This is a genomic window from Massilimicrobiota sp. SW1139 (assembly GCF_012027715.1).
Lineage (GTDB): Bacteria > Bacillota_I > Bacilli_A > Erysipelotrichales > Coprobacillaceae > Allocoprobacillus > Allocoprobacillus merdigallinarum.
This window is the reverse complement of sequence record NZ_SJOR01000009.1, coordinates 80,611-93,193: the sequence shown is the minus strand read 5'-3', so window position 1 is coordinate 93,193 and position 12,583 is coordinate 80,611. Positions and strand designations below refer to the sequence as shown.

Below are 12,583 nucleotides of genomic sequence, written 5' to 3'. Positions count from 1 at the left end.
TTAAAATATTATTTCATTTTTATTATCTAATTTTTGAATTATTTTGTCAATAAAAGTCAATCATATTTTTTAAAATATTTCCTTATACTCAATATTTTTTACCATTTACAATATATAAAAATGGATCACTTATTATAAAAAAGTGAACCATTTTAAATACATTTATTATTTCAATAATTGAGAAACAAGATGTTTTGTTTCATAAATTCTATTTTTATTATTTGCTAAATCATATTTATAAACACCATAATATAAAAGATCTGTGACAACCAAAGATGCTGTTCTTGAAGAGATAGCTCCTATTCTCATTTCTTTTTCTTCCAAAGGAACAAACAATTGAATCGTTGTATTTTTTGCGACAGTATTTCTAGAATTTTGTGTAATGGATAGACTTGGTATACCATCTTTTTTCAATTTTTTAGCCATACCAGTTAAACCAGCAGTCATTCCAGAGTAACTGATGAAAATCGCTACATCGTCTTTTGTCATGCTTTCTGCAAAGGTCATCTGCACATGAATATCAGTATTATAGATAGCTTTTTTACCAATTCTCAATAACTTTTGAGAAAAATCATAAGCCACAATGGCAGAACTTCCTACCCCGAATAAATAAATTGTTTTTGCATTAATCATATATTCAATCGCTTTTTGTAATTGTCCTTCATTAATCATTTGATATGTTTTTTGAACTGTAGATACATTTAATTGACAAGCTTTATGAATAAGCGTTGTTAAATCATCTGCCTCCTCTAAAACAGTATCAATATCCTCCTCTTCATTTTGTGAAGATCTGGCTAAACTGATTTTTAAATCACTAAATCCTTTATACCCCAATTTTTTAGAAAAACGAATAACGGCAGCTGCTGACGTTTGACTTTTCTCCCCTAGTTGCTGGGCTGAATCATTTAATATCTCATGAGTATGTTCTAAAATATATTGAGCAATGATTTTTTCTGTTGATGTATAACTTTTTTGTGCTTCTTTAATCTGTACTAGACAATTCATAAATTCACCACCTATTCTCATTATATCAATGCTTCTATAAAAATACTAGGAATTATCGTGGTGGTAATGTCATATTCCCTAATATAACATAATCAGATGCACCAGTCGCACTTTTAACATTAGAAAAGTGATGGTGTAATGTTTCATTCCCCATAATGACAAAAGCAATGGCTTCTTTTGCATCACTTGAATAACCGATATCATCCTGTGTATAAACAGGGATATCATATAATTCTTTTTGAAGCATTTGTAAAAGTGTCTGATTATGACTGCCACCACCGCCAACAATAACTTTATGCAATGGATAATATGTCAATATATATGTCTGATAATGATAAGCTATACTTTTTGCAGTAAAATAGGTTAAAGTTGTTATAATATCTTGTGGCTTTTCTTTTTTATATTTATCAACAAGATAATGAACATATTTTTCTCCAAAATCTTCTCTTCCTGTTGATTTAGGTGGTTGTTTTTTCATATATGAATGATGCATCAATTCATCTAACAAAGCATTGATAACCGTTCCTTTAGCACTAATATGTCCACAATCATCATACTCTAAATGATAAAGGAGACGACAGGCTTCATTAATCATCATATTTCCCGGTCCAGTATCAAATGCCTGAACTTGATCAAGATCCTGTCCAACTAACAAAGTCACATTTCCAATGCCACCAATATTTTGTAATGCGATATTTTTATGTTCTTCACTATATAATATAAATTCACTATATGGCACCAACGGTGCTCCCTGTCCACCAGCCGCCATATCCATCACTCTAAAATTAGAAATCACTGTTGTATTCAATTCATAAGCCAAAACAGCAGGTTCCCCAATTTGTAAAGTAGATGGCAACAGTTGACCTTTTTGAAAAGGAATATGATAAATTGTTTGTCCATGTGTTGCAATAAAATCAATATCTTTTGATAATATATGATATTTATGAAGTAAAACTTTGACAGCTTCAACAAACAGATACCCTAGTTCAAAATTTAAGCTACAGATTTCATCAACATGAGAATCTTTTTCATCACAGGCTCTCATAATTTTTGCTTTCATATCTAAAGGCATAGGATACTCATGGTAGCCAATGACTTTCAATTTTGTTTCCTTTCCATAGCCATGAATATCAACCAGCACTGTGTCAATACCATCCATTGATGTTCCTGACATGATTCCAACCGCGTACATGTTTCTTCACCTCAAAAGAATCATACACCAATTAAAATATTATTTCAATAAATTAAACATGATTATAAAATATTATATCATTCATTATATATTATCTTTTAAGAATGACTTCACGTTTAAACAAGCATCAATTATCAGCAATTTATACAATCATACTTTCACTAACTCTTCTTTATCGTCAATAACAACACAATTTCGTTTTTCTTTTGCCTGGTACATTCTTTTATCAGCTAATTTCAATAACTGATAATCATATTTTCCATATGCACAACCAATGCTACATGTTAATTTTAAATCAGGGTATGTTTTAATTTTTATTTCTGTAATTTCTTGGCGAATAGAATTCAACCTTTCATCTAAAATATGTTTAGGTATCTGATAGAATAAAATAATAAATTCATCACCACCATAACGAATCACAGCATCTTTTTCACGTACACTTTTCTTGATGGTCTTTGCTGTTTCCTGTAGTGCTCGATCTCCTGCCAAATGTCCAAAACAATCGTTAATATCTTTAAAATGATCTAAATCAATCATAGCAATCGCTGTTATATCTTCTTTTTTTATCAAGTCATCTTCTAAATAACGTCTATTATAAACTTCAGTTAACCCATCCAGATATATATTCTCTTGCATATAATTTAATGTTTTGACCATTTTTCGATATTGTTTATCACTTTTTAAAATATGTTCATGCATCTTTAATTTATATTCTATCACATATGGATCATCATTCACTTCTATATATTGATCAATGACATAATAAATATATCGTGACTGAAAATCAAAGTGAATAACTTTTGATTGGTGTTCATATGCTTTTTTGTACCTTTTCGAATCAAACATTGATATATCTTGCCATAAATCTTGATGTTCCATAAAATACATATTTTCAATATCTTCATTCGTTAAAGATATATAGCGCTGTGTCTGAACATCAATCAAAGAAATCTGATCAAATATTTTTTGAAATTCTATTAAAAAATATTGAAAATGTAAAAGATCAACCTTTGAAATATTTTGAAATTGTTCATCATCAAAGAGTTCTTCTTTATCTATAAATCCCATCACGCCTATAAAACGTGCATTTTCTTCACCTAGCCAGATGGCACGACATTGAAAATGACACAATAGGTCTTTTCCATCAATGATAAATAAATCTTCATATTCAAAAGATGGATTTGTTTGATTTGTCTGTTGAGCTAACTGTATCATCTTTGTTAATCTGACTTTAAGACGATTATGAGAATCTCTAGCCATAGGATGGGCAACAATTTCTGGTAATTCCAAGCGTTGAGAAGCATCTTGTGATAAAAACATGATATCTAACTGATTATCATATATAAATGCCAGTTGATTCTGCTTCTCAAAAAAGAAATTGTTTTTCATTTTTTTAATATCTAATTGATCAGATAATTGCTCTGTTTTCATATTTTTTAAATAAGTTTTTTGAGAATATAGTGAGACGATGTTAGATATTCTTTTTCTTATAATATCTTCATGAAATGGCAAACTTATAACATCACTAATCCCTAATTCATAAGCATGTTCTATAGGATATTGTAAATTTTGTGTGACAATAATGATGACAGGTATTTTATCAATCCAGTGATATTTATTCATAGAAGATAAAACTTCAATCCCATTCATTTCAGCCATCATCCAATTCAATATTATCAAAGATAGCGATGAAAGATTATTCTTCACTAATGAAATAGCTTCAGTACTATTATTTGCAAAAACAATTTCATAATCTTCTCTTAAAATATCCGCTAAACTTTGTCTATTTACCTGTGAATCATCCACAATCAAGATTTTATTTTTCATACTTTTCTCCTATTTTCATATCAAAACAATTTCAATTTTATTATACCTGATTTTTTTTATTTAGAAAACCTTCCATTTGACTCCAAAAGATTACTTTTCTCATAAAATAAATTAGATTTTTAATCTTCTCTTATTAAACAAAAAAAGAACCAAAGTATTACCTTAGTTCTTTTACTGTATGACCATAGGTATTCATTTCTTTTTGAATTTGTTTTATATACATAACTTTTGCTTTTTGATATATATTTTTATCCTTTAATAATTGTTTACAATAAGGATTTCTTTCACGTAAATAATACAAGTTAACCCAATGACATGAATAATCTTTTTGATTCATAGTTGGATATAGCCAATTTTCATGTAGTAAAATAGCATTTTTATATCCTTTTTTTGCTCTTTTTTGTTGAAGATAACTTTTTATATCTTCAAAAATAATTTCCGTATGTCCATCACTATAATAAATTTTAATATAATGATGAAATCTTTCAGCTAAAAAGATAGTGTTATTTGACGGCAATAATTTCCACTTCTATAAGTGCGCCTTTTGGTAAGCTTCCTACTTCAATAGCACTTCTAGCAGGATAAGGCTCTACAAAATATTGAGCATAAATGCTATTAACAGTATTAAAATCTTTCATATCATCTAAAAATACTGTTGTCTTTACAACATGAGAAAAATCTAAATTTTGACTTTCAAGCAATCCTTTGACATTATCTAAAGCCTGTTTTGTTTGTGCTTCGATTCCTTCTGGCATTTCACCAGTTTGAGGATTCAAAGGAATTTGACCAGAGAAGAAAATAATATCTCCTAAATCAATACCTTGACTATATGGTCCAATAGCTCCTGGTGCTTTATCCGTTGATATAACTTTTTTCATTATTATTACCTCCTATGTTGTTCAATATTATAACAAATTTTCATCATAGAAACTACTGTTTATATAAAATATTATTTTTAACTTTAAAAACAGAAAAACTTTATGTTTTCACATAAAGTTTTACACTGTTGCTTTTTCTGTTTCTTCGATCATTTCTGGTTTCACCATTTTCATAGCTTTCATTGCTTCTCTTGCTTTATAGAAACCTTTGGCTATGTTCAATCCATGATCCCCAATTCTTTCAAAATCTGTAAGAATCTTTGTATAGACAACACTGTTCTCTGTTGTACATTTTTTATCTTTTAATCTCTTAAGCTGATTTACTGTAAACTGATGATGTGTCTTGTCTATGTTCTCTTCTATTACATCAACTTTGTCTACAATGCTACTGAACTCATCATAGTTCATGATTCTCAGCTCATCTAGTATATTGACACAAAGACTGCTCATGATTCCAATCTCATCCATAGCTTCATGTGAGAATCGTCTGTCTTCACTTTGAAGTAACTCGGCCCTTTGGGCTATGTTCACCGCATGATCTCCAATTCTTTCAATGTCTGATGATATCTTCATGAATAGACCTATGGCCTGTGAGCCTTCTACTGGAAATTCTGTTGAAATCGCATTTGTTGTAAAGTCTACGATATTTTTATTCAAATAGTTAATATATTCTTCATTCTTTTGTAGCTTTTCATATTTGTCTTCCTTGAACTCTATCAAAAGTTCAAATGATTTGCGGACATTGTCTATTGCAACATCTAGCATGTTCTGTGTTTCATTGAACAACTGCGTATTCGCAATAGCACTTGTTCCAATATGATAGTCGTTTGTAAAGATACCAAAGTCTAAGTATTTTAACTGCATCTTTCCTTCCAATTCTGGCTTTTCTGGTAAAATAATGAATGATAAATCGACCAGTTTTGTTCCAATTGGTAACAAGATGATTGTTGTCACAACATTAAATACTGTATGTACATTGGCAATTTGTGCTGCAACATTTGTTGGTGTTAATGATGCCATAAACGCAGCAAATGGTGTTGTCATACTAATAATAACAAAGATAATTGTTCCTATAATATTGAATGATAAGTGAATAATTGTTGTTCGCTTTGCATTTCTATTTGTCCCTATTGATGCAAGAACAGCCGTAATACATGTTCCAATATTTTGTCCAAATAAAACATAAATAGCTGATGGTAAAGTTACAACACCACTCATCGCTAACGCCTGTAAAATACCTACTGACGCTGATGATGACTGAATGATGGCAGTAAAGACTGTACCTACTAAAATACCAATCAATGGATTTTGGAAGTTTGCGACAATATTAGCAAATTCTGCAGACTCTCTTAATGGCGCCATTGCTGTTGACATCATTTCCATCCCCATAAATAAAATACCTAAACCAGCAATAATTTCACCAATTGCATCAAGTTTCTTGCTTTTGAAAAAGGCAATTAATACAACCCCTATAAAAGCAATAATAGGTGCTAAAGCTGTAATATCCAAGGCAATCAGCTGTCCTGTGATTGTTGTCCCAATATTGGCACCCATGATGACCCATACAGCATTTTTCAATTGCATAAGTCCTGCATTAACAAAGCCTACAATCATAACTGTTGTTGCTGATGAAGATTGAATAATCGCTGTTATCAGTGCTCCAACTGCAACCCCTAAAAAACGATTTGTTGTCAATTTTTCCAAAATTGACTTCATCTTATTCCCGGCAGCCAGCTCTAAACCATTTGACATCATTGTCATCCCATAAAGGAATAAAGCCAACCCTCCAAGCAAAGAGAATATGTTTGTCAGTTCCATCATGTCCCTCCTATTTATACACAAGTAAAACTTAACATATTCCTAACATAATGTAAATATTTTTAACATAATCTTAACATTTCTATCGACATTTTTCATATATTTTCTAAATCATAAAGCTATATATTATATAGGTTCTTTTATCTCATAAATGTCTTTCGCTGCTAAGTTTTTGAGAAAAATATCACGATTTCACAAAAAATCTTTCAGCCAATTCTGGATACCCTATTTCTAACGCTTTTTGAAGTTGGTTCATTTCTTTATTGACTGCATTGATTTTTGCATATATCAATATCAAGATACATAATACAGCTACAAAACCAATGGAAAAAAGATAAACTATTAAGGCCTGTTGTTGAACTTTTGTTATTCCTAAACCACCTACGCCAACAATACATATTATCAAAATGATCATAGCACGTATCCATCCCTTTTGTTTAGCATCATGGTTTCTTTTTATAACTTGATACATAGAATGAATCTCATCTAATGTATATTCCCTATTTTTTATCTTTTCTAACATGGACTTAGGTAGTCCTTTATTATAAATAACACGATATTTCATTATCCCATCCCCTTTTATAACAATTATAACATATCCAAACTTTTCATGGTTAAAATATCAGATTGATTGATCAATTCATTGTAAAGCATAAATTATATAGTTTTTGTTTATGTAAAAAGGTAATGTTCATCATAGATGTCCATTACCTTCTCTATTTATTTCATTTTTGCAAGTTCACTTGCTTTACCAATATAAGAAGCTGGTGTCATATTCACTAAAGTTTCACGGTCTTCATCAGAAAGAATATCTAAACTTTCAGCAAATTTTAAAATATCTTCTTTAGAAATACTTTTTCCTCTTGTTAGAGCTTTTAAAGTATCATAAGCATCAGGTACACCATATTTTCTTAACATTGTTTGAATTGGTTCAGCTAAAACTTCCCATTTTTCATTAAGATCATATGCTAATTTTTCTTTATTCACTACACATTTAGCAAGTCCATTTAATGTTTCATTCATAGCCTGTAAAGAATATCCAAAAGCTAATCCTAAATTTCTTTGACTAGAAGAATCAGATAAATCTCTTTGCATACGAGATTTTGGTAACTTATTAGATAAAGCTACACAAATATGATTTGACATATCTGCATTGGCTTCACTGTTTTCAAAACGAATTGGATTCACTTTATGAGGCATTGTACTACTTCCAACTTCTCCTTGAACTGGAATCTGTTTAAAGTATTCCATAGAAATATAAAGCCACATATCAACATCTAAATCCATTAAAATATTATTGAAATGACGAATACCGTCTAAAATATGACAAGTATAATCATGACTCTCAATTTGTGTTGTTAATGGATTGAAAGTTAAACCTAAATATTCTTCAACAAATTTCTTAGCTTGTGCAGGCCAGTCAACATTTGGAAAAGCTGTTAAAATAGCACTATAATTTCCTGTTGCACCATTGAATTTTGCTTTAATCTGAATATTTTTGATATTTTCAATACTAGAAGCAAAACGATAAGCATAGACTTTAAATTCTTTACCAATTGTTGTTGGTGTTGCTGGTTGACCATGTGTATGTGCCAACATGGCATCATCACTATGTTCAATTGCCCATTTATTCATTGCATCTACAACTTCATTTGCTTTTTTTAACCAGACATCTTGTAAACCATGTTTGATCATACAAGCATAAGACGTATTATTGATATCTTCTGAAGTACAACCGATATGAACAAAGCTAATCAAATCATCGTAACCCATTTCTTTTAAGGTATTACCAATATAATATTCTACAGCTTTGACATCATGACGTGTTGAAGATTCAATCTCTTTAATTTTAGCAAAAGCTTCTTCATCAAAATGATTAGCTATATCTTCAATTTGTTTCATATTGGTCTGATCAAAATTCTTTAAGATATCACTTTCAATATTTTCAATCAAGAACTTTAACCACTGAATTTCTACATATACACGATATTTAACTAAAGCATACTCACTAAAATACTGGGCAAAAGCATCTTTGACATTACTATAACGTCCATCTAAAGGACAAAGTGTCATACTTTCAAAAATTTGTCTTTCCATTTATTTACCACCTTTAAAATAATTTACACCTGCTTCAAATAATTTCTGATCCATTTCACCATAAATATTCTTATTTCTATTTTCACCTTGACGTTCACTATGAGCCATTTTTCCTAATACACGTCCGTTACTTGAAATAATACCTTCAATAGCCATCATTGATCCATTAGGATTATATGGTGAAACCATAGTTGGCTGATTGTTTTCATCTACATATTGACTGAAAACCTGACCATTTTCAAATAATTGTTCAATGACTTCTTTTGGAGCAACAAAACGTCCTTCTCCATGAGAAATAGGAACAGTATGAATATCTCCTACATTCACACCTGTTAACCAAGGTGATTTTACAGAAGCAATTCTTGTATTCACCATCTGAGATAAGTGACGACCAATTGTATTGAATGTTAATGTTGGATCATTTTCATCCATATCTTTAATATGTCCATAAGGAAGCAATCCTAATTTCACTAATGCCTGGAATCCATTACAAATTCCAATCATCAATCCATCACGATTTTCTAATAAATCATCAATGGCAGCTTTTAGTTTTGGACTTCTTAAAACTGTCGCAATAAATTTACCAGATCCTTCTGGTTCATCACCAGCACTAAATCCACCAGGTAACATCATAATTTGTGATTGACGAATAGCCTTTTCTAATTCTTCAACAGAATCTTTCATTTCTTGAGCTGTTTTATTTCGCATCAAGACAAGTTGAACTGTTGCGCCAGCACGTTCAAAAGCACGTTTTGAATCATATTCGCAGTTTGTTCCTGGGAATACAGGAATAACAACTTTGACTTCATCATATGTCTGTTTCGCTTTTAATTCACTTCTTTGATGACAGTCTTTCACAATCATATCACTTGTTGGAGCTTTTTCTGTTGTTGGATAAACATCATTTAAAACAGATTCATAAACTTGATAAGCTTCATCTAATGATAAAGTTTCATCACGATATATCATATCAGATGACTCTATTGTATGTCCAATAATTCTTGTATGTGGCAATGTCACAACTGAATCATTTTCAACTTCTAGGATGATATGTCCATAATCTTTTTGAACAAAGCTTTCTAATGCCAATTCATCATTCAATTGTACACCAATTGCATTTCCAAATGCCATTTTATAAACAGCTTCAATCACACCACCATCTTTGACAGTATAAGCACTATAAACCTGTTTATTTTTCATCAATTCCATAATACCATCATATTGTGCTTTTAAAGCATCAAAGTCAAAAATATGGAATTCATCTTTTGGTAACATGACTTCTACCAAAGTATGTCCAGCTGCTTTTAATTCTGGTGTCATCACATCTTGCACATCTCCACCAGTAATCGCAAAAGAGACAAGTGTTGGTGGTACATGTATATCTTCAAATGATCCTGACATAGAATCTTTTCCTCCAATAGATGGAAGTTTCATTTCAGATTGAACACGATATGCACCAAGTAATGCTGCAAATGGTTTTCCCCATTTTTCTGGAATATCAAGTAATTTTTCAAAATATTCCTGGAAAGAGAAACGAATTGTATGATAATCTCCACCCATTGCGACAATTTTCGCAATAGATTCAACAATCGCATAAATAGAACCATGATAAGGTGACCATTTTGAAATGACAGGATTATAACCATAACTCATGATTGAACATGTTGTTGTTTCTTTTTGTAATACCGGAATTAAAGCGACCATACCTTCAGTTTCAGTTCTTAAAGTCTTTCCACCAAATGGTGATAAAACAGTTCCATTACCGATAGATGAGTCAAATCTTTCCACCAATCCTTTTTGGCTACAAACAGATAAACGACTTAACACATCTTTTGAAGTTTTGACAAATGATGTCTGTTTCACTTCATCAAAAGGTGTCTGATCAAAATCAGGTAATTCAACATGAATATTCTGATAACGTGAAGCTCCATTCTTATCTAAGAAACCACGATCAATATCTACAACAGTCTGTCCCATATAAGACATTGTTAAACGGTTTTTGTCAGTGACTGTTGCTACTTTGACAACTTCAAGATTTTCTTGATCACAGGCAGCTTTAATAAAAGCTTCATCACGAGGATCAATCACAATAGCCATACGTTCCTGAGATTCAGAAATCGCTAATTCTGTTCCTGTTAAACCTTCATATTTCTTTAAGACAGCGTCTAAATTGATTTCCAGTCCATCTGCCAATTCACCTACGGCTACACAGACTCCACCTGCCCCAAAGTCATTACAACGCACAATACGTTTTGACACTTCAGGATTTCTAAATAATCTTTGAATTTTTCTTTCTTCGACTGGATTTCCTTTTTGCACTTCAGCTCCAGCTGTTGTTGTGGTTTTTAATTCATGTGATTTTGATGAACCTGTCGCTCCACCAATACCATCACGACCAGTACGTCCACCAATCAATAAGACAATATGTCCTTTTAATGGTTCTAAACGTTTCACCTGATCTTTTGGTGCAGCTGCCACAACGGCACCAAGTTCCATACGTTTTGCAAGGAATCCATCATCGTAAATTTCATGGACAAAACCAGTTGTTAAACCAATCTGGTTTCCATAGCTTGAAAAACCATGAGCTGCTTCCTGACAGATTTTACGTTGAGGAAGTTTTCCTTTCATTGTTTCGTCTAATGGCTGTCTTGGATCTCCAGCTCCTGTAATACGCATAGACTGGTAAACATAAGCACGTCCTGAAAGAGGATCACGAATGGCACCACCTAAACATGTTGCTGCCCCTCCAAATGGTTCAATTTCTGTTGGATGGTTATGTGTTTCATTTTTAAACATCAATAGCCATTCTTCATCACCTTCATTGGTATGAACAGTCAATTCTACAGAACAGGCGTTAATTTCTTTAGAAACTTCTAAATCATCTAAATAGCCTGTTTTTCTTAATTCTTTCATAGAAATCGTTGCTAAATCCATTAAAGTTAATGGACGATCTGTATTCACACCATAAACCAAATGGCGTGATGTTTTATAATTTTCAACATCTTTTTCTAAAATTTCTTTAAATGCACCATTTTCAATGTCTAAATCCGTAATGATTGTCGCAAATGTTGTATGACGACAATGATCAGACCAATATGTATCTAATACCTTTAATTCAGTTTCTGTTGGATTACGTTTTTCTTCATTTTTAAAGTAATCTTGAGTGACTTTTAAATCATCTTCATTCATGGCCATACCATTATCTTGTATAAAGCGTTTCAATTCATCATCACTCATATCCATAAATCCATCAATAATTGGAACAGGGTTAATATGTACATCTTCATCATTCAAATGTTCTGGTTTATCTAATGAAGCCAAACGCTGATCTACTGGATTAATCAAATAATTTTGAATATCTTTGACATCATCATCAGATACCTGTCCTTCTAAAACAATTAATTTGGCACATTTGACCTTAACATTTTTTTCACCTGTTAAAACCTGAAAACATTGCTCACAGGCATCAGCTCTCTGGTCATATTGTCCAGGTAAAAATTCAATCGCAAAAGCTTTTTGATGTTCATTTAAAGGATAATCTTCCTGATAAATTTCATCAACCATAGGTTCACTTAAAATTGTTGGAATCCCTTGTTTAAGGACATCTTCACTGACACCTTGAAGATCATAACGATTCACAACATGAACACCTGTCACTGTTTCTATTTTTAATTGTGTCTGAATATTATTTAATAACTCATTCGCTTCAATAGCATATGCACTTTTCTTTTCAACATATACACGATAGACTTTACTCATCTTTTCA

The 12,583-nt window shown here is 31.4% G+C and carries 9 protein-coding genes; all 9 read right to left on the bottom strand.

The window, feature by feature from the left end:
* Positions 1 to 165: 165 nt before the first annotated feature.
* Positions 166 to 1,005, bottom strand: coding sequence for a MurR/RpiR family transcriptional regulator (locus tag E0K96_RS06990; protein WP_168082171.1), 840 nt, complete (start codon positions 1,003 to 1,005; stop codon positions 166 to 168).
* Positions 1,006 to 1,057: 52 nt separating this feature from the next.
* Positions 1,058 to 2,197, bottom strand: a complete 1,140-nt coding sequence (gene anmK / locus E0K96_RS06985; protein WP_168082169.1) for an anhydro-N-acetylmuramic acid kinase AnmK — start codon at positions 2,195 to 2,197, stop codon at positions 1,058 to 1,060.
* Positions 2,198 to 2,347: 150 nt separating this feature from the next.
* Positions 2,348 to 4,024: a GGDEF domain-containing response regulator gene (locus E0K96_RS06980; protein ID WP_168082167.1), complete on the bottom strand. Its 1,677-nt coding sequence runs from the start codon at positions 4,022 to 4,024 to the stop codon at positions 2,348 to 2,350.
* A 157-nt stretch (positions 4,025 to 4,181) separates the two neighbouring features.
* Positions 4,182 to 4,541 (bottom strand): hypothetical protein, encoded by a 360-nt coding sequence (locus E0K96_RS06975; RefSeq protein WP_168082165.1) that lies wholly within the window; start codon positions 4,539 to 4,541, stop codon positions 4,182 to 4,184.
* Entirely contained in the window at positions 4,528 to 4,902 is a 375-nt protein-coding gene (locus E0K96_RS06970; protein ID WP_087244434.1) for a RidA family protein, read from the bottom strand. The genes E0K96_RS06975 and E0K96_RS06970 overlap by 14 nt, the downstream gene beginning before the upstream one ends.
* 120 nt (positions 4,903 to 5,022) lie before the next feature.
* Positions 5,023 to 6,720 (bottom strand): Na/Pi cotransporter family protein, encoded by a 1,698-nt coding sequence (locus tag E0K96_RS06965; RefSeq protein ID WP_168082163.1) that lies wholly within the window; start codon positions 6,718 to 6,720, stop codon positions 5,023 to 5,025.
* Between the two features lie 184 nt (positions 6,721 to 6,904).
* Positions 6,905 to 7,285: a hypothetical protein gene (locus tag E0K96_RS06960; protein WP_087304250.1), complete on the bottom strand. Its 381-nt coding sequence runs from the start codon at positions 7,283 to 7,285 to the stop codon at positions 6,905 to 6,907.
* Between the two features lie 155 nt (positions 7,286 to 7,440).
* The gene (gene purB, locus E0K96_RS06955; protein WP_168082161.1) at positions 7,441 to 8,817 is read right to left on the bottom strand and encodes an adenylosuccinate lyase; all 1,377 of its coding nucleotides are present in this window, start codon (positions 8,815 to 8,817) and stop codon (positions 7,441 to 7,443) included.
* A complete protein-coding gene (locus E0K96_RS06950) occupies positions 8,818 to 12,576 on the bottom strand; it encodes a phosphoribosylformylglycinamidine synthase (RefSeq protein ID WP_168082159.1) in 3,759 nt (1,252 codons plus the stop codon).
* Positions 12,577 to 12,583: the final 7 nt, after the last annotated feature.

Coding starts and splice junctions, on each gene's coding strand:
- E0K96_RS06990 (WP_168082171.1), bottom strand. CDS start 1,005: ATGAATTGTCTAGTACAGATTAAAGAAGCACAAAAAAGTTATACATCA.
- anmK (WP_168082169.1), bottom strand. CDS start 2,197: ATGTACGCGGTTGGAATCATGTCAGGAACATCAATGGATGGTATTGAC.
- E0K96_RS06980 (WP_168082167.1), bottom strand. CDS start 4,024: ATGAAAAATAAAATCTTGATTGTGGATGATTCACAGGTAAATAGACAA.
- E0K96_RS06970 (WP_087244434.1), bottom strand. CDS start 4,902: ATGAAAAAAGTTATATCAACGGATAAAGCACCAGGAGCTATTGGACCA.
- E0K96_RS06965 (WP_168082163.1), bottom strand. CDS start 6,720: ATGGAACTGACAAACATATTCTCTTTGCTTGGAGGGTTGGCTTTATTC.
- E0K96_RS06960 (WP_087304250.1), bottom strand. CDS start 7,285: ATGAAATATCGTGTTATTTATAATAAAGGACTACCTAAGTCCATGTTA.
- purB (WP_168082161.1), bottom strand. CDS start 8,817: ATGGAAAGACAAATTTTTGAAAGTATGACACTTTGTCCTTTAGATGGA.
- E0K96_RS06950 (WP_168082159.1), bottom strand. CDS start 12,576: ATGAGTAAAGTCTATCGTGTATATGTTGAAAAGAAAAGTGCATATGCT.